This window comes from Deferrisoma palaeochoriense, from assembly GCF_054656955.1.
In genome coordinates, this window is the sequence record NZ_BAAHXI010000004.1 from 47,172 (window position 1) to 65,555 (window position 18,384).

The window sequence follows — 18,384 nt, forward strand, 5'->3', positions numbered from 1 at the left end:
TCGGCTCCCTTCCATACCACGGAATCGGGACGGGCGACAGGGCCCGAGGCGGCTTGCCGACCGCAGACCGTCGACCGGAGACCGACGCCCCTAGATCTGGTGGCACTCCTGGCACAGTTGGGACCGGGGCCGAACGAACAGGCTCCTCTCCCCCGACTCGTGGGGCGCGTGGCAGCCCGTGCAGCGGTACTCCGCCCCGTCGGTGGGGAAGGCGCGGGAGCCCGGGAACCGCTCCCCCCGGGCCGCGTCCACCGTGTGGGCGTGGTCCGAGAGGTCGTGGCAGGTGCGGCACAGGGCGTTCCCAGGTGTTCGAAGCTGGTGCTCCCGGTCGGCCCGGTGGGGGTCGTGACAGGTGGAACACCCGTCCTCCAGGGCCCCGTGGACCACGGGCTTCCCGGTCAGGACCTCGTGGCACTCGAGGCAGGGGGCGTTGGGCTCGGCGCCGGTCAGGAACCCCGGCTTCGTGCCCCGGTGGGGGCTGTGGCAGACGAGACACCCCTCCTCCAGGGCCGGGTGAAGCTCCCCGGCTCCCTCCCGGGGGTCGTCGTGGCACTCGAGGCACAGGTCCGGGGGCGTCTGGGCCAGGAACCCCGGGCCCTCGCCCCCGTGGCCGGACATCCGGTGGCAGGTGGTGCAGTCCTCCTCGGCCGGGGGGTGTACGGCGAGGCCGGCGGCGGGACCCTTGTCGGCGTGGCACCGCAGGCACAGCGCCGGCCCCTTGCCTCGAAGGAGTTTGGCCGAGGCGTCGCCGTGGGGATCGTGGCAGCCGGCGCACCGGTCCCGGGCCGGGGTGTGGGCTTTGGGGAGGCCCGCCGTGGGGTCGTCGTGGCACCCGAGGCACAGTTCCCGCTGGGGCTGGACCAGGGCGGCCCCGCCGAACCCCTCGTGGGGGCTGTGGCACCCGAGGCACCCGCCCTCGAGGGCGGGATGGGGCTCCTCCACCCCCTCGGCCGGATCGTCGTGGCAGCCGAGGCAAAGCCCCGGCGGCTGGGCCTTGAGGTACCGCGGCCCGCCGCGGCCGTGGGGATCGTGGCAGTTGGAGCAGGTCTCGGCGGCCGTGTGGAGGGTCTTTCCCCCGGTAAGATCGGGCACCTCGTGGCATTCCCGGCAGGCGGCCCAGGGGGTGTCCCCCTTCGTGTACCCGGGCCGGAACCCCCGGTGGGGGTCGTGGCACGAGAGGCACCCTTCTTCCAGGGCGGGATGGGGCTCGTCCAGGCCTTCGGCCGGGTCGTCGTGGCACGCCAGGCAGAGCTGCGGCGGGGTCTCGGACAGAAACGCCCGTTTCGTGCCGCCGTGGGCGCCGTGGCAGTCGGTGCATGTCTCGGCCGCCGGGTGGCGGGCGCGCCCCTCCGGGACCTCTGCCTCCCCGTGGCAGGCGCCGCACACCTCGGGCTGGGGCCCCCGGAGGAACGCCGGCCGGTCCGACAGGTGGGGGTCGTGGCAGGCGGTGCAGTCTCCCTCGGCCACCGGGGCGTGGAGCGTCGCCCCCTTGTCCCGGAGGTCCTTCTCGAACGAGTGGCACATGCGGCACCGGGCGGCCGCGTCGTCCACCTTGACGCTCCGCTCGGCGCCCCCGCCGTGGCACACCGTGCATTTGCCCTTGGCCATGGGCGGGTGGAGCCGGCCCCTCACGAGCCGGTCCTCCGCCGACGTGTGGGGGGGGTGGCAACGCCCGCAGGCCTCCGGCGGAATCGAGAGGCCGCCGTGGAGGCCCGAAAGCTCCTCATCCCCCGCGAGGTCATGGCATCGGCCGCAGGAGGCGCGGGCCCTCGCCCGGTTGTCGTCGGCGTGGGGGTCGTGGCAGCCCTGGCAGCCCTCCTCCAGGGCCGGGTGAACCGTGTTCCCCTGGTCGATCCCCCCGTGGCACCCCAGGCACTTCGGCGCCGGATCGGCGGCCAGGAGCCCCCGGTCGGTTCGGCCGTGGGGATCGTGGCAGTCGGTGCAGGCCGCGAGCGCGCCCTTGTGCCCGTGCTGGAGCACCGGACCGTGGCAGGCGAGGCAGAGGTCGGGCACCCCCGAGACGACCAGGCCCTTCCGGTCGCCGTGGGGGTCGTGGCAGGTGGCGCAGGACCGTTTGCCGAAGAGCGGGGGATGGAGCCTCTTTCGGTCGCCGGTCCCCTCGTCGTGGCAGTCGTGGCACTGGTCGGGCAGGGGTTTGTGGAGTTCCTTGGGGTAGCCCGAGTAGTGGGAATCGTGGCAGGCAGAGCACCCCCCTTCGGCGACCGCGGGATGGGTTGCCTCGGACACGGTCCGGTCGGGGTGGCAGGTTCGGCACAGGTCGGGGCCAGGGGCCTTCAGGAGTTTCGGATCGTGTGCGGCGTGGGCCTCGTGACACCTTTCGCACCGCGCCACCGCCGTTCGGAAATGGGGGTGGGCCAGGGGATCGGAGCCTTCGGCCTCCGGGTTCGTTGCGACCACGACGTGGCACGAAAGGCACACCGCGGGGGTTCCGCCCTCCCGCAGGTCCATCGACAGCGGGTCGTGGCAGTCGACGCAGTTCGAGACGTCTCCGGCGTGCACGCGCAGGGGGCGAAACCCGGCGGGAGGTTCCCGGCCGTCGTCGGCGAAAAACACCCGGACCGATTCGCCGCCGATCCGAAACTCGTTGAGTCCCGGTTCGAGGAGGACGAAGATCTCGAACAGGTCGCCCCAGTCGGCCCGGACCACGTCCTCCACCCACCCCGAGGCGGTTCTCGCGGTCCAAGCGACGGTCGATCCCCGGGGGGCGGTCCCCAGGATGAGGAGCGTGTCCTCGGTCACGAGGGTCCGGTCTTTCGGAATCAATACCCGCACGCCCTCCTCGGCCGAAGCGGGAGGCGGGCAGAGGACCCACAAGACGGCGAGGATTGCGGCGAGGGCCGGCCACCGGGGTGCCCTGGGCCGCATCCCCCGGGCGGGGAAGCGCGATCCATGGCACCGGGCCAAAAGGGCCGGGGCCCGGTTGGGCATCTCGAAGCGGTGGGGATGTGGATGCATCGGTTGCCGCAGTGTCCGCCGCCCCGGGGCGAGTTCCACGAAGAGTCGGTCGAGATCTCCCTCGGCGCGCACGAGAGGGGGTGTGACCGTATCACCGGGGGCGTCCCCGCTGCAACGGCGGGGAACGGCCGCCGTTTAAGGTTTTCGGGCCGCCGGCCGAAGTCCGGGAAGGCGGCCCCGGGGAGGATCGGGGGCCCGGCGCCCGAAGGAAGGCCGGCCGGGAGGTGCCCCGCCCCTTCGAAACCCGGTCCCTGGGGCGTACGCGATATTTCGCCCATTGGGGCAAATGCCGCAGGGGGCGGCGAGACGGGGCCTTTGGGGACGCGCTTTCCGCACGGCACGATTTGTGCTACTAGTCCGCCCCGGGCTTCGTCCCTGGGGATCGTGCGAACCGAGGAGGAACTCCATGGGAGTACCGGCAAGAACGCTGACCCTGGCCTTGGGGCTCCTGTTCCTTTGGGCCCCCGCCCCGTCGCCGGCCGCGATCAAGGTGCGAAAACCGGTTCTGCTTGCCCCTTCGCCGGCGGCCAAGGCCCCGGCGGCCCCGACGCCCTCCCGCGAATCGGAGGAGTTTTTCGTCGGAACCGTGATCTTCGCCCGGGGAGGCACCCTGGTGGCGGAGATCCCGACCGGGGCGAAGAAGGGGGAGTACATGGTGGTGTTCGACAAGGGATTGCGCCGGGTGGGGAAGGTGCGAGTGGTGCGCGCCCTCGAAGACGGGATCTACCTCCTGCAACCCTCGGGGGCCGTGCCGGCCGGGCCCGGCGCCCGCCTCGCGAGGGAATCGGAGCGGGAGGCCGCGGCTCGGGTGGTTCGCGCAAACCGGATTCCCGACTACCTCGAGTTCTTGGAGTTCTTTCCCGAGAGCGAGTACCGCGACCGGATGGCCCGGGAGGTGTTCCGCCTGCGGATGAAGGAGGCGTACCCGACCTTTCCCGGGACCACCCTGGAGGGACGAATCGTCTTGGCCGAGACCCTCGACAGGAACATCCCCCTGGGGCAGGTGCTTGTGAAGCTCGACCGGTTCGTCATCGCCCGCACCGACGACACGGGCCGATTCCGGATCGAGGGCATCCCGAAGATGCCGGTGGCGGTGCGCGTGGATCTCGACGTGAAGAGCGAGCGGTTCCAACGGGGGGAGCCGGTTGCCGTGGACATCCCGGCGGACGCCGTTGCCCAGCTGGAGGCGGAGATCCCGGTCAAGGTGGTTCCCACCGTGCTCGTGGGGCAGATCGTGGACGAGAGGGGGGCGCCGTTGCCCGGGGTCGAGGTTTGGACCTCGCCCTACACGATGGAGGCGCTCACCGACGAGGCCGGGGCGTTTCGCATTTCACGCCGGAAGGTCCTCGGAGCGGGGGGTGAGGCCGGTTCGGACCAGCCCCTGTTCGGGGGGCGGTACGAGGTCTACGCGTTCCGGCGGGGATACGCCGTGGGCCGGGCGGTGATCACGGCGGAGAGTTACCGGGAGAATGAGGTGCCGCCGATCCGGTTGGAACGGCTGGACCTGGTGGCGGAGCCCGTTCCGGAACTCGGCGTGGATCTGATCGAACACCTGGCCGTGGATCCGGGCGCCGTGGTTCCCGAGGGGGCCGGCCCCAGGCTCAACCCGTGAGGTGCGCTCGGATCTCGCATCGGCAAGAGAGGTGACCATGAGGCGCTTTCCCGCGATGGTGGTGTTGGCCGTGCTCGCCGCGTTTCTCTGGCTTCCCGCGTCGGCGCAGGAGGAGCCCTCCGCGGAGCCCGCGGCCGGGACGGAAGAGGCCCTTCCCAACGTTTCCCGGTTCGAACGGGAGGCGGGGGAGCCCGGGGTCTTGTCGGTCCTGTCCAGGCCCGAGGGGGCCCGGGTGTTCGTGGACGGCGAGGAGCGGGGCACGACCCCGGTGTACGTGAAGGGCCTGTCGGACGGTCGTCACGAGGTCATTTTGTACCTGCCGGACCAGGGCGCGGTCCGGCAGATCGTGGAGGGAGCCGGCGGCCGGATCTTCGTGGACTTCGAGGCCGAGGACAAGGTCGGACTCGGACTGGTCGTGGTCACCACCGAACCGCCGGACGCCCGCGTGGAGGTGGACGGAGAGGCGGCGGGGCTGGCACCCCTGGAGCTGCCCCTGCCGGCCGGCCGCCACGTCGTGCGGGCCGTGCGGGAAGGGTTCCGGCCCGCCGAGAGGGTGGTCGAGGTGGAGGCCGGGGGCCGGGCCGAGGTCGCGTTGAGGCTGGACCCGGAGGACGGGGCGCTCCTCGTGGTCACGAGCCCGGCCGGGGGGGCGGTGTTCGTGGACGGGGAGCCGCACGGGAGCGCCGAGGGCCCTCTTCGGATCGCGCCGGTGGCCCCGGGGGTCCATGCCGTGCGGGTCGATCTGGAGGGGTTCGTCCCCTGGGAGCGGCGCGATGTGGTCGTGGAGAGCGCGAAGACCACCACGGTGTTGGCGGCGCTCGCCCCGATCCGGACCGAGAGCACGGTCAGGGTCTATTCGGACCCGCCGGGAGCCAAGGTTTGGCTCGACGGTGCGGAGCTCGGGGTGGCCGGCGAGGAGGGGCTGGGGTTCCGGGCGCCCAAGGGCCCCCACCGGCTGCGCCTCGCGTTCGACCCGGCCGAACGGCCGGGGTACCTGCCCCTCGAGGTGACGGTTCATTTCCGGAACGACGTGGAGGACTACCGCGAACGGCCGTTTCGCCTGCGGCCGGTGGACGAAAATTACGCCACGGCAGAGACCCTCGCCGAGCGGGGTCAGAGGGAAGAGGCTCTGGCGTTTTTCGCCCGGGTGCCCCCCGACCACCCGAGCTTCGCCAGGGCACGGGCCCGGATGGTAGAGTTGTTGGCCGAGTTGGGGCGGGTGCGGGAGATCCCGGCCGTCCTTTCCGAGGTTGTGGCCGTGCCGGAGTTTGCCCAGAATCCGGTGCTGAACCTCGCGCTGGGGTATTGGTGCTGGGAGGCGAGCCGCACCGCCGGAGCCGGCGAGGCCGTGGACCTCCTCAGAAGGGGAGCCGAGGCCCTGGAACGGGCCGTGGCGGTGCCGGAACTGTTTCCGCCGGATCGGCGAGACCGGCTCGTGTTGCAGGCCTATTACTATCTGGGGGTGACCAGTGAGCGTCTGTTCCAGGAGACGGGGGAGGCGAGGTTCATCCAGAAGGGGGCCCAGGCCTGGCAAGTGTTTTTCGCACGGTTGGGACAGACTCCCGACGCGCTGGGGCCCGACTGGGTCGACCGGGCGCAACGCCACCGGCAGCATGTCGAGTTCCTGGCGACGAAGTTGGGCGGTTAGCCTTCTGGCGCTGGTCCTCGGGCTGGCCTGCACCCAGGCTCCCGACGGAGGAGCGGCGGCGGCCGCGCCGGACCCGGAGGTCCAGGCGTGCAAAGCCGGCTGGATGGGGGCGTATGCGGCCAAGGACCCGGCGATCGCGCAGTTGCTGACCAAGGGGAAGGGTTGGATCGCCCTCCGGGAAAGCCGGTTCTACGACGCCATTCAGGAGTTTTCGGCCTCGGGGGAGCCGGATCCCGGCCTGGTCCGCACGTACCAGGCCTTTGCCGACCTCTACCGGGCCCTGGACGGCCTGTTCCTCGACGTCGAATCCCTGTATCTCCCCGAGGCGAGCGCCGGGAATCCGAGCCTGGAGGCGCGCCTCGGGTGGGTGGCGCTCCGACGGGGCGACCTGCCCACCGCCCGGAAGGTGTTCGGAGGGGAAAGGGCCTCGGCCGGCGGGTACCTCGAGGTGCTGGCCCAGGCGGGGCTCGCCTACCTGGAGGGGGACGGGGACCGGCTGCGGGCGCTGACCCGGAAGGCGGGGTCCCCGGACACCGACGACGAGCGGGTGATGGGACTCGTGGCGTGCTACCTCTGGGGGGTCCCCTGCCCCACCGGAGACCGCACGCCGTACGGCCAGGCCCTCGACGCGTTCCGCCAGGGGGACCTGGCGAGCGGGGTGCTGGCGCTCGAGATGGTGGACTTCCACCAGGTGGGGAGCGCGCCCGGCCCGGACCTCTACCTGTACGAGCTCCTGAAACGCGGGTTCGGCGGCCTGGCGGCCGAGGCCGCACGGGCGCTGGTGGCCCCGTTCTGGGCGGGCCTCGGGGCCGAGGCCCAGGGGGCTTGGGACGGGGCCGCGTCGTGGTTCGGGAAGACGCCGGTGCGCGAGGCGATGGACATCTGGCTCTTCAGCCCTGTCACCGGGCCCGAAGAGGCCTCGGTTCTGGCGCGGGTGAGGGAGGGGGCCGCCCTGTACCGCCTGGGGCGGAAGGGCGAGGCCCTGGCCCGTTGGAGAACCGCTGCGGAGGGCCAACCCGGCCCCCTCGTTCTGGCGACCCTGGCGGCCCTCCAGGCGGAGTTGGGTGCCGCGGAACCGCTGGGCGATCCGGTGGAGTCGGCCCGGGCCGCCGTGCGCACGGTGGAGGCGCTGCCCGAGCGGTTGCCCGAGGGGCCAGACTCCGCGGCCTTGGCCGAGCTCTACCCGGTTCGCCGAGCCGAGGTGGCACGGCTGGCGGCGCGCGTGTTTTGGTCCCGAGGACTGGACGCGGAGGCGCTCGAGGTTTTGGACCGGGCGCACGACAAGAGCCAGGGGAGCCGCCCCGATTTTCGGAATCCCCCCGCGTACCTGGTGGACCTGGCCCGGGCCTACGCCCGGACCGGCCAGTTCGCCCCCGCGGTCGGCCTGCTGTTCGATCTGACGAGGGAGTATCCCACGGCCCGCCTGGCGTACGAGAGCCTGAAGCGGCTCTACGCGTCGCGCACCGGGGGCGAGGTTCCCCCCCGCTGAGAGTGCACCGGGGACCGTTCGGGGGCGACCGACGGCCGTAACCTGACAGCACGGGGAGTGTTTTGTCCGATGATCCGCACGGTCCTGGTAGGCGTGGCGGTGGCCGGGTTGGCGGCCGCGGCTTGGGCGGGGATGCGCTACGCAGAGGGCACGCCCCCGTCGACCCTGAATCCGCTGATGGCCCGCGACATGCCGAGCGTGCGGGCCGCCGAGTTGGTGTACGAGGGGCTGATCACCCCCCCGGACGCGGGGGAGGTCAAACCCCTGCTTGCCGAGTCGTGGGACGTGAGCCCGGACGGCCGTACCGTCACGTTCCGGTTGAAACGGGGGGTCCGGTGGCACGACGGCACCCCGTTTACGGCAAGGGACGTGGTGTTCACGGTGGAGGCGGGCCGGGATCCGGCGAACGCCTCCCCCCTGAGGCCCCAGTTCGCCGCGTTCGAGGCGGTGGAGGCCCTCGACGACGCCACGGTGCGGTTTCGGCTGGCGCGGCCGTCGGCCAACCCGATCCTCCTGTTCGATTTCCGGATCCTCCCGGCCCACCGGTTTTCCGGGACGGCCCTCGGGGGCGGGGGTCCCGACGCGGTGGGAACCGGCCCGTTCCGGTTCGCCGAGTGGACCGCGGCCGGAGAGATCCGGTTCGTAGCCAACCCCGAGTACCACCGGCCGGGGCAGCCGGGCATCCAGGAGGTGGAGGCCGCGCCCGTACCCGATGACAACATCCGCAACGAACTCCTGCGCTATGGCGCGGTGGACCTGGTGCCGACCGTGCGGCCGAGGGACATCCCGGTGCTCGAGGAGTTGTCGGGGATCCGGCTGTACCCCTACAGCACCCTGTCGTACGCCTTTGTGGGGCTCAATTTCCGGAACCCCCTGCTGCGCGACCTCCGGGTGCGCCAGGCGATGGTCCGGGGAATCGACCGCCAGGCGATGCTGAAGGCCCACTACGGGGGCCGGGGCGTCGTGATCTCCGGGCCGTTCCCCCCGGCCTCGTGGGCGTACAACTTCGACGTGAAGCCCTGGCCCCACGAGCCCGACATGGCGGCGAAACTCCTGGAGGAGGCCGGGGTCGTGGATTCCGACGGCGACGGCGTCCGGGAGAAGGACGGCCAACCGGTGAGGCTGCGGCTCGTGTCGCTCGCGGCCGACGAGGCCCAGAAGGCCGTGGTCCTCGATCTGCAGCAGCAGTTCCGGCGCCTGGGGATCGCGGTGGAGGTGAAGTTCCTGGAACCCTCGGCCTGGCGCAAGGCGGTGTTCCAGGACCACGCCTTCGATCTCGTGCTCGCCGAGTGGACCTTCGACCACAGCGTGAACGTGTACTCCCTGTTCCACTCGGCCGAGGCGGGCCCCGGCCGGAACAACCTGGGGGCCTACGCCAACCCCGAGGTGGACCGGCTCCTGGAGCAGAGCCGAAGGGCTCCCAACTCCGAGGCCCTGCGGGCCGTGTACGGGGAGCTCCACCGCGTGCTCCACGACGACCTGCCCTACCTCTTTCTCTGGAGCCTCAACCGCTACGCCGCCGTGTCCACCCGGATCGAGGGGGTCCGCATCCATCCCTTCTACTTCTTCTCCTACGCGGGGGGGTGGAAGGAGCGGTGACCGGCCGTCCGGTTTTCGCCCTGGCCGGCTGGGCGCTGCGCCAGGTCGCCTCGGGCCTCCTGGTGCTCCTGGGGACCACCCTTCTCCTCTACGGGGTTCTCCGGGCGGCCCCCACCGTGGCACCGGCCAAGCGCATCGGGGTGGTGGAGGGGCCCGCGGCCGGCGTGGCGGGACTCCCGGGCTACGGCGAGTGGCTCCTGGGGGCGCTCAGGGGCGACCTGGGCCGGTCGGCCGCGGTGCAGCAGGGCCGTCCGGTGGTCGCCCTGATCCTTCCGGGGCTTCGCCGCTCCCTGGGGCTCGCCGGCGCGGCGCTCGCGGTGTCCACCCTGCTGGCGGTGACGGTCTCCCGCTGGGCCCGCCGTCGGTTCCTGGGCCGCCTGGCCGGAACCCTCGCCCACCTCGCCTCCGCCCTTCCGGTGTTCCTGCTTGTGTATGCCATCACCGTCCTCGGAAACCGCCTGGTGGCCGCCGGGGCGCAGGGGGGGTGGTGGGACCTCCCGTCCTGGTTTCCGTTCCCCAGCCGGGACCACTGGGTGCCCTGGGTTGTGGCCGTGGTCGTCTTGGCCGTGGGGGACGGGCTCCTGGCCGACCTCCTGGGCCGGATCCGGGCCGAGGTTCGGGCCGCCGGCCGGGTGGAACACCGGGTGGGAGCCCGGCTCCTGGGAATCCCCGAGGCCGCCGTGACCGTGCGGGAGACGCTGCCGGGGGTGGCGGCCCACCTCTCCCGGCGGGTGGCGTTCGTGCTCGGGTCCACCGTGATCCTCGAGGCGGCCCTGGGCTGGCCGGGTTTGGGGTACCTGACCTGGCGCGCGGCGGCCGAACGGGATCTGCCCCTGCTCCTCGGGTCGGCCGTGGCCCTGGCGGCCGTGGTCCGGCTCGCCGGGGTGGTGGCCGAGGCGGCCGGCCGGTGGGCCGACCCCCGGGTGGGCGAGGTCGAACGGTGAGCACGAAAGTCCGATTTCCCGGGCGCCGGGTCGGGGCTCGGGCCCTTCTGGCGGGCGGGTGCCTGTGCCTTCTCCCCACGGCCCTGGGGGCCGGGGCCGGGCTTTTCGGTTGGTTGCCCCACGACCCGACCGCCTTCGTCGCCCCGCCCCACGCCCCCCCTGGCCCCGACCTCTGGCTGGGGGCCGACGCCCTGGGCCGGGATCTGCTGGCTCGCCTGGCCTCGGCCTCGGCCCGGTTCGCCGGGCCGGCGCTCCTGGCCGTCGCCACGGCCGCCGTGCTCGGGTCGGCCCTGGGGCTTGCGGAGGGGCTCCTCCCACCGTTCTTCCGGGCGCTCGCAACGGGGCTGTCCCAGGCGGTGGACGGGGTGCCGAAGCTCGTGGCGGTGCTCTTGGTGGCCGCGGTCACGGGCAGCGACCTCGCCTGGATCATGGGGGCGGTAGGTGTGTCGTTCGCCCCCCAGGTGGCCGAGCCCATCCGGTCCAGCATCCAACGGCTCCGGTCGCTCGCGTTCATCGAGGCGGCCCGGTCGTTGGGCGTGAGCGGTTGGAGGGTGGTGTTCGTGCACGTGCTGTGGGGCCACGGCCGGCGGGTTCTCCTGGCCCAGGCCACGAGCCTCCTGTCGTTCGCGGTGCTCGCCGAGGCGAGCCTGTCATACCTGGGAGGCGAGCTGGGGGTGCAGGAGCCGGCCGCGAGTTGGGGCAACATGTTGGCGCTCGCCCGGGACGGGGTGTTCCGGGGCCATTGGCTTCCGGTGGCCGCCCCGGCCGCCACCCTGGCCCTCACGCTCCTCGGGCTTCATCTGGTCGGGCGGGGGATCCTGGAGCGGATCGAGGAGCGGCCGTGAGCGCGCCCCTGTTCGCCTGCCGCGATCTCGTCGTTCTTCTCGAAACCGGCCGGGCCCTTCGCCGGGCCCTCGACCGGGTCTCGATGGAGCTCCGTCCGGGGGAGCCCTTCGGGCTGCTGGGGGAGTCCGGATCGGGGAAGACGCTGCTGTTCCATTCCGTGTTCGGGCTTTCGGACGCCGCTCCGGGGATCGTGGCCGGTTCGGCCGAACTCCTCGGCCAGGCGTTGTTCCCCGAGATCGACCGGGCGGTGGCTTGGGAGCCGGGCCCTCCCGAAACCGTGCGCAAGGACATGACCGCGTGGAACCGCCGGCTTCGGCGCCGGGTGGCCCCCGTCCTGGGCCGGGACGTGGGTTTGGTGCCCCAGGACCCGGGGACGGCGTTTCCCCCGTACCTGACCGTGGGCGACCTGCTGGCGCGGGCCGTACGACGCCGCGACCCGGGGCTCACCCGCGAGGAGGCCCGCCGACAGGGCATCGAACAGCTGGCGCGGGTGGGGATGTACCGGCCCGAGGAGGTGGCGACCCAACATCCCTACCAGCTTTCGGGGGGCATGGTCCAGCGGGTCGCCCTGGCCCTGGCCCTGGCGCCGAGGCCGGCCCTGCTCGTGGCCGATGAGCCCACCACCGGGCTTGACGCCACCCTGCGGCTCCGGGTGCTCCAGCTTCTCGCCCGGGCTCCGGCCGAAACCGGGACCACGCTCCTCCTCGTGACCCATGACACCGAGGCCGCCCGGCTCCTGTGCTGGCGGGTGGCCGTTCTGTGCGGGGGGCGCGTCGTGGAGGAGGGGCCGGTGGGCCGGGTGCTGAACCCCCGTTGGAGCCCCAAGCATCCGTACACCGAGATGCTTTTGGCGGCCGAGGCGGCGCTGGCCGGGGGAGGCCGGCCGCCGGCCACCCGCGCCGGTGGGGCGGGGGAGGGGTGCCCCTTCTCGGGGCGGTGCTCCCGGGAGCAGGCGCGGTGTGCCTCGGAGTCCCCGCCCCAGGTGGCCCTGGAGAGCGGGCACCGGCTCGCGTGCTGGGAGGTGGGGGCGTGAGCGGGATCCGGGTTGCCGTGGAGGGCCTCTCGAAGACCTTCTCCCTGGGCGGGGGATGGGGGCGCCGGCGGCGGATTGAGGCCCTGGGGGAGGTCTCGTTTGCCTTGGAGCCGGGGGAGTTCGCGGCGCTGGTGGGGGAGTCGGGCTCGGGCAAGACGACCCTGGGACGCTGCCTGCTGGGGCTTCTCCGGCCCGACGCGGGGAGGATCCGGGTGGGCGAGTTCGACCCCCAGCGGGTCCGGGGCCGCGGGAGGAAGGCCTTCGCCCGGGCGGCCCAGATGGTGTTCCAGAACCCCTACGCCACCCTGAACCCGGCGTTTCGGGTGCGGTACCTCCTGGAGGAAGCCGTGCGGATCCACCGGGACATCCGCGGGGGCGAGGTGGCCGGCGAGGTGGAACGCCTCGTGGAAACGGTGCGGCTCCCGGCCGAGCGGCTCCACGCCTATCCCTCGGAACTCTCGGGAGGGGAGCGCCGGCGGGTGGCCTTTGCCCGGGCGCTGGCCACCCGGCCCGGGTTCGTGGTGGCCGACGAGCCGGTGGCCGGGCTCGATCCGCCGATCCAGGTGGAGCTCGTGGAACTCCTCCGGCGGGTGCACGAGCGGCGCCGCCTCACGGTGCTCCTCGTCACCCACGATCTTCGGGTCGTCCGCACCCTCGTGTCCCGGGTGCTCGTGCTGTTCCGGGGGCGCCTGGTGGAGGACGCACCGGCCGAAGGCTTCTTCGGGGGGAAGGCCCTCCACCCCTACTCGAGGGAACTCCTGGAGAGCGCCTTCGGCGTGGCCGGGGCCCTGGCCCGGCCACCCCGGCCGTTCCGGGAGCCCGCGCAGCGGGGGTGCCCGTTCCTCGGGCGGTGCGGGCAGGCCGACCCGTCCCAGGGGTGCGACGCCGAGGTCCCGCCCCTCGTTCCCGCGGGGCCCGCCCACCGGGTGGCCTGCCACCTCGCGGGACGGAGAGACGACGGCCCGGTTCCTCCGGGCGAGGGTTTGTCTCGACGGTTGCGGGTGTGATACGAACCCCACCCGGCCCCGGGTCGGTGGCGCTGCGCGGGCCCCAAGCGGCGGCGGATGACCGGAGACTGCATTGGGGAGGAGGCCCGAAACGGTGACGGACGGCGGACGGGCGCGCCGGTGGATTTGGGCGTGGGCCCTGGCGACGTGGATCGTGGGGTTCGGGGGGATCGCCTGGGCGGGGTACGAGAGCGCCCTCGAGAGGGCGGAGTTTTATCTGAGCCGGGGGGGCACCTACGGATCCGACGCGGTGCGGAGCCTCCGGGAGGCCGAGGCCGAGGATCCCCACAGGGCCTGGGCCGATCCCCGGTGGCTCGTGGCGGCGGCCCGGGCCTATGCCCAGACCGGCCGGGCCACCGAGAGCCTTTGGGCCCTCGACCGGCTGGACGCGCTGGGGAGCCTGGGGCCCGAGGCGGCGGCCCTCCGGGATCACTTGCTGGAAGGTCAGGGTCTGGGGCGGGTGCGGGTGGTGAGCGCCGTGCCGGTGGACCGGGTCGAGTTCCGGATCGAGGCGGCGGATCCGGCCTCCCTCGACCCGGCGGGCCGAAAGGTCCTGGAACGGCTGGGGGAGCTTCTGGGTCGGGGCGTCGCCGCGGGGCCCGAGGGAACCGTGCTCCTGGTGCCCGAGGGCCGGTTCCGGGTGACGTTCGTGCCCACGGCCCCGCTGGAAAGTCCCCGAGGAACGGTGGAGGTGGAGGTGTGGGCCGGGGATGAGGTCCCCCTCCGGTTGGTTCCCCGCTACCCTTCTCCGGACCAATGGGCCGTGTCGGCCGGAGCCCGGGCGGTGTCCCTGGGGTGGCCCCCGCTGCAGGGAATGACGTACCGGGTGATCCGGGAACGTCCCGGTGAGCCGACCGTGGTGTGCGAGGGGGCGGAACCCTCCTGCCGGGACGAGGGGCTCGAGGTGGGGGTCGAGGCGGCCTACCGGCTGGAGGTCCGTACGGGCGACGGCGCGTTGGCCGCCGTGGGGAGGGCCGTGGCCACCACCCTGGCCCCGGTGGACCGGGCGGCGGCCGAGGCCGCCCTTCAGGACGACCTGCGGGTGGGGCTTGCCTGGGCCTTGGGGGAGGGGGCCGTGGACCGGGTGCGGGTCGTGCGGGAGGGGAACGAAGGGGATGTGGTGGTCCTCGAACGGCGGGCCCTCGACCCGCTCCGGGAAGGGCAGGCCGTGGACGGGCCGTTCACGCCCTCGGACGAGCGCCGCACCCTGGGATACCGGGTCGAGGCCTGGGTGGAGGGGGCGGAAACGCCCTCGGCCGTGGCCCGGGCCGAGGTCGACCTCCCGCCCCGGGTCCGGCGCATCGCCCAGGTGGCCGAGTCGGTGGATCGGGGGGCCGTAGTGGTGTATTGGGAGACCGTGCCCCGCGAAGCGGTGGCGGAGCGCTACCGGATCTACCGGCAGCGCGGGGCGGGCACCCTGGGGGAGTTCGTGGGAGAGGCCGCGGGAGCGTTTGCCCGGGAGTTCGTGTACGAAGTGGCCGACCCCGTTGCCGCCTCGGCGTTTCGGCATTTCGTGATCCCCGTGGTGGGAGACCGCTGGATTCTCGACCCCGAGTGGATACAGGTTACCGGGGAGGAACCGGCGGAGCGGTTCGAAAAACGGCGCCGGGCGGGCCAAGCCCTGCCGGATCTGGCGCTGGCGTGGGACCCGTTCCGGGGGGCGCGGCTCTATGCCGTGGTGGTGGGCGAGAAGGAGGTGCTGGTGAAGCGGCCGTATGTGGAGGTGGAGGGCCTCCAGACGCCGCTTCTGGCCACCCGCCACGGCGTGGAGGTGTTTGCGGTGGGGCCCCAGGGAAACCGCGTGCCCGTGCTCCGGCTCGACCTCTCCTACGAGGCCTACCCGCGGCCCGAACCCGAGGGGAATCCGTGACGCGGGCGGGGATCCTTTTGTTCCTCTGCCTCGCCGGTCTCCCGGTGGGGGCCCTGGCCGCCCCCGGGGTGGAGCGGGTGGTGGCCCTGTCGCTGGGCCCCCTCGAGGGCCGGGGCCAGCCGGCGGCCCTTGCGACCGACCGGGAGGGCGCGAGCCTGGCCTTCGAGTTCCTGGGGGCCGAGGGCGACACACTGGAGGTGTACCTCGCCCCGTTCAAGGGCGGGGGGCCCCTGCCCTCGGGGCTCGGCCCGCCCGAGGCCGTGGTGCCGGCCGGCGGAACCGACCCCTTCGCCCTGAAGCCAGAGCGGCCCCTGAGCGAGGGGCCGAGCTTCGGCCCCCCCAAGCGGGGCCAGCCCCGGCTCGTGGTGGCGGCCACCCGCAAGGCCGCGAGCCGCGGCGCCTCGGTCGTCAACCTGGACCTGTTCCTCCGGGAGCCGGGGCGCCGGGCGTTCCTCACCGACCACCCGGAAAACGACGCCAACCCGGCGTTTTCGCCCGACGGCACGGCGGTGGCGTTCACCTCGGGCCGCACGGGCCAGGGGGACCTCTACCTCTACCGGTTCCGGGGCGAGCCGGCCGGGCTGGTTCGGCTCACCTTCGAGCCGGCCGGTTCCGAACTCTACCCGGCCTGGTTCCCCGGGGGCGACCGGCTCGCCTTCGTGGCCCACCTGGGCACCTCGGATCACGTGGCGGTGCTCGACCGGCTGGGCGAGCTCGCGGCGGCGGACGAGGGGGCGCGGCGGCTTCGGGTGCGGGAGCACCTGCGCGACCTCACCCCCGGCTGGGCCGGGGCATGTCTTGCGCCCAGCGTGTCCCCCGACGGCCGGTGGGTCGCGTTCCTGTCGCGCCGGGACGCGGCCGGCCCGGCCGACCTCTACGCCGTGCCCGCGCAGGGCGGAGAGCCCCGGCTCGTCTGCCGGGGGGTGCTCCCCGAGACCCGGGGCGGCCCCCGGTGGACCCCGGACGGCCGGGGGTTCGTGGTGGTCCTGGACGACGCCGACCGGCTGAACCCCCTGGCCCACGTGGCCCTTGACGGCCCGGGGGAGCCCCGGGTACTCCCCACCGGCACCGAGCTCAACGCCGACCCCTGGGTGGTCCGGCGGGGCGGTCGGACGGTGGTGCTGTTCACGGCCCAGGGCGCGGTCGGGCAGGCGGAAAAGCGCTGGCGGCGGGTGTACGCCGCCCTGTTACGGGAGGAGCGGGAGTGAGCCCCATGGACGACACGGTGGCCCGGTACGACCCCTTCGCGGCCCTCGAGGACATCGCCGTGCGCACCGGGCTCGACCTCAAGGTGATCGCGGCGGTCCTGGAGGGGGAGCTCGACTACCTCGGGTGCCTCGGGCTCCTGAACGGTGAGACCGCCGACGAGGCCACCCGGCGGGAGTGGGAGGAGCTGCGCCAGGAGAACGAGGACCTCCTCGAGCGAAACCCCGACGAGTACGACATGGACGTCGCCATCTCGTTCATCCAGCGTAACCGCGGGATCGAGCGGGACGTGATCGCCCGGGTGCTCGAGGCCAACCTGGCGTTCATGGAGCGCCAGGGCCTTCTGGACGACGGGTGGGAGGAGGACTGGATCGGCGCCGACGACGACGGGGAGCCGTCGGAATGACCCGGGTCCGCGACAAGGTGGTGACGCTGGAGGAGGCCGCGGCCCTGGTGCCCCCGGGCGCCACGATCTCCATCGGGGGGTTCACGAGCCAGCGCCACCCCACGGCGCTCCTGCGGGCGATGATCCGGCGAGGGGTGCGCGACCTCGTGGTCTACTGCCACTCGGCCGGAAGCGACGTGGACCTCCTGATCGGGGCCGGGTGCGTGCGCCGGGTCGAGGCCGCCTACCTGGCCGACGGGGTGTTCGCCCCCATCGCCCCCAACTGGCGGCGGTTCGTGGAGGCGGGCCGGATCGAGTTCGAGGACTACTCCAACGCCGCCATGATGGCCCGGTTCTCGGCCGGGGCCATGGGGCTTCCGTTCTTCCCCGTGCGCTCGATGCTCGGAACCGACCTTCTGGCCAAGGAGGGACTCGACCCCGGGGTGCGCCGGGCCGACCCCCGGGCCGCCCCCCGAAAGGCCGCCGTGATCGCCTGCCCCTTCACGGGGGAGCCGGTGGTGCTGGTGCCGGCCGTCCGGACCGACCTGTGCCTGTTGCACGTGCAGAAGGCGAGCCCCCAGGGGCTGGTGCGGATCGAGGGCCAGGAGTTCCTGGACGTCCAGCAGGCCCTGGCCGCCGACCGGGTCATCGTGACCTGCGAGGAACTCGTGGACGACGAGGAACTCCGGCGGGAGCCCGAGCGGAACCGGATCCCGCCGTTCGCCGTGGACGCCGTGGTCCACGTGCCCTTCGGGGCCCATCCCCACAGCGTGCACAACTACTACGACTACGACCCCCAGCACCTCCACCTCTACGCCGAGGCGGCCCGGTCCGACGAGACGTTCCGGGCGTTCCTGGACCGGTTCGTGTTCGGCCCGTCCGACCACGCGGCCTACCTGGAGGCCGTGGGCGGGGCCGAGCACCTGGACCGGCTTCGGGCCCGGTCGGGGCTCGGCTACAACCCCGAACTCAAGAGGACGCCGTGAGCGCCGTCTACACCACGTTCGAGCTCATGACCGTGGCCGCGGCCCGGGAGATCCGGGACGGGGAGGTGGTGTTCGCCGGCACGGGGCTCCCCATGCTCGCGGCCATGCTGGCCCAGCGCACCCACGCCCCCGGGTGCGTGCTCGTGTTCGAGGCGGGAAGCGTCGACCCCCGCATGCTTCACCTGCCCATGAGCGTGGGCGACTCGCGCACCCTCACCGGCGCCGCCATGGCGGCGGGGCTCATGGAGGCCTTCACCTACCTCCTGCAGGGGGGCCGGATCGACGTGGGGTTTCTGGGCGGGGCCCAGGTGGACCGGTACGGGAACATCAACTCGACCGCCCTGGGCGACTACCGCCGGCCCACGGTGCGGTTCTCGGGGAGCGGGGGGGCGGCCGACGTGGCCGCGCTCGCCCGGCGCACCGTGATCATCGCCCGCCACGAGCGCCGCCGGTTCCCGGAGCGGGTGGACTACCGGACGAGCCCGGGGTGGCTCGAGGGCGGCGACTCCCGGGCCCGGGCCGGCATCGGCCGGGGCGGCCCCGCGGCCGTGGTGACGACCCTGGGGATCCTCCGGTTCCGGCCCGACACGAAGGAGCCCTACCTGGCCTCGGCCCACCCGGGGGTCGCGCCCGAGCGGGTCCAGGCCGAGACCGGCTTCCCCCTCGACGTCTCCGAGGCGGTGGAAACCCCGCCGCCCACGGCCGAGGAGATCGAGATCCTCCGCCGGGTCGTGGACCCCGAGGGTGTGTTCCTGAAACGGGGCGCGTGACGCAGCGCCAGGC

At 73.3% G+C, this 18,384-nt stretch carries 14 protein-coding genes; 13 read left to right on the forward strand and 1 reads right to left on the reverse strand.

The genetic code is table 11. The features are described from left to right. Positions 1 to 90: 90 nt before the first annotated feature. Positions 91 to 2,793 (reverse strand): cytochrome c3 family protein, encoded by a 2,703-nt coding sequence (locus ACYQ8L_RS02195; protein WP_459940125.1) that lies wholly within the window; start codon positions 2,791 to 2,793, stop codon positions 91 to 93. Positions 2,794 to 3,382: 589 nt separating this feature from the next. Between ACYQ8L_RS02195 and ACYQ8L_RS02200 the strand changes: the two genes are divergently transcribed. The 13 genes from ACYQ8L_RS02200 to ACYQ8L_RS02260 all read left to right on the forward strand — a co-directional run bounded on the left by ACYQ8L_RS02200 (position 3,383) and on the right by ACYQ8L_RS02260 (position 18,371). After that, positions 3,383 to 4,588 carry a carboxypeptidase-like regulatory domain-containing protein gene (locus ACYQ8L_RS02200; RefSeq protein ID WP_459940126.1) on the forward strand — a complete coding sequence of 402 codons (1,206 nt, stop codon included), beginning with the start codon at positions 3,383 to 3,385 and terminating at the stop codon, positions 4,586 to 4,588. Positions 4,589 to 4,625: 37 nt separating this feature from the next. After that, positions 4,626 to 6,236: a PEGA domain-containing protein gene (locus ACYQ8L_RS02205; protein ID WP_459940127.1), complete on the forward strand. Its 1,611-nt coding sequence runs from the start codon at positions 4,626 to 4,628 to the stop codon at positions 6,234 to 6,236. Next, positions 6,202 to 7,725, forward strand: coding sequence for a hypothetical protein (locus ACYQ8L_RS02210; protein ID WP_459940128.1), 1,524 nt, complete (start codon positions 6,202 to 6,204; stop codon positions 7,723 to 7,725). Before ACYQ8L_RS02205 ends, ACYQ8L_RS02210 begins: the two co-directional genes overlap by 35 nt. Positions 7,726 to 7,794: 69 nt before the next feature. Then, positions 7,795 to 9,324: an ABC transporter substrate-binding protein gene (locus ACYQ8L_RS02215; protein WP_459940129.1), complete on the forward strand. Its 1,530-nt coding sequence runs from the start codon at positions 7,795 to 7,797 to the stop codon at positions 9,322 to 9,324. Next, entirely contained in the window at positions 9,321 to 10,268 is a 948-nt protein-coding gene (locus tag ACYQ8L_RS02220; RefSeq protein ID WP_459940130.1) for an ABC transporter permease subunit, read from the forward strand. The genes ACYQ8L_RS02215 and ACYQ8L_RS02220 overlap by 4 nt, the downstream gene beginning before the upstream one ends. Beyond that, positions 10,265 to 11,113 (forward strand): ABC transporter permease, encoded by an 849-nt coding sequence (locus tag ACYQ8L_RS02225; protein WP_459940131.1) that lies wholly within the window; start codon positions 10,265 to 10,267, stop codon positions 11,111 to 11,113. Before ACYQ8L_RS02220 ends, ACYQ8L_RS02225 begins: the two co-directional genes overlap by 4 nt. Then, the gene (locus ACYQ8L_RS02230; RefSeq protein ID WP_459940132.1) at positions 11,110 to 12,147 is read left to right on the forward strand and encodes an oligopeptide/dipeptide ABC transporter ATP-binding protein; all 1,038 of its coding nucleotides are present in this window, start codon (positions 11,110 to 11,112) and stop codon (positions 12,145 to 12,147) included. The genes ACYQ8L_RS02225 and ACYQ8L_RS02230 overlap by 4 nt, the downstream gene beginning before the upstream one ends. Further along, complete coding sequence (locus ACYQ8L_RS02235) at positions 12,144 to 13,154, forward strand: ATP-binding cassette domain-containing protein (protein ID WP_459940133.1); 1,011 nt, start codon at positions 12,144 to 12,146, stop codon at positions 13,152 to 13,154. Before ACYQ8L_RS02230 ends, ACYQ8L_RS02235 begins: the two co-directional genes overlap by 4 nt. Positions 13,155 to 13,248: 94 nt before the next feature. After that, a complete protein-coding gene (locus ACYQ8L_RS02240; protein WP_459940134.1) occupies positions 13,249 to 15,024 on the forward strand; it encodes a hypothetical protein in 1,776 nt (591 codons plus the stop codon). Beyond that, on the forward strand, positions 15,021 to 16,232 hold the full coding sequence (locus ACYQ8L_RS02245; RefSeq protein ID WP_459940135.1) for a TolB family protein: 1,212 nt from the start codon (positions 15,021 to 15,023) through the stop codon (positions 16,230 to 16,232). Before ACYQ8L_RS02240 ends, ACYQ8L_RS02245 begins: the two co-directional genes overlap by 4 nt. Next, entirely contained in the window at positions 16,229 to 16,636 is a 408-nt protein-coding gene (locus tag ACYQ8L_RS02250) for a hypothetical protein (RefSeq protein WP_459940136.1), read from the forward strand. The genes ACYQ8L_RS02245 and ACYQ8L_RS02250 overlap by 4 nt, the downstream gene beginning before the upstream one ends. Beyond that, positions 16,633 to 17,601 carry a CoA transferase subunit A gene (locus ACYQ8L_RS02255; protein ID WP_459940137.1) on the forward strand — a complete coding sequence of 323 codons (969 nt, stop codon included), beginning with the start codon at positions 16,633 to 16,635 and terminating at the stop codon, positions 17,599 to 17,601. Before ACYQ8L_RS02250 ends, ACYQ8L_RS02255 begins: the two co-directional genes overlap by 4 nt. Beyond that, complete coding sequence (locus tag ACYQ8L_RS02260; RefSeq protein WP_459940138.1) at positions 17,598 to 18,371, forward strand: CoA-transferase subunit beta; 774 nt, start codon at positions 17,598 to 17,600, stop codon at positions 18,369 to 18,371. The genes ACYQ8L_RS02255 and ACYQ8L_RS02260 overlap by 4 nt, the downstream gene beginning before the upstream one ends. The last annotated feature ends 13 nt before the right edge of the window (positions 18,372 to 18,384 follow it).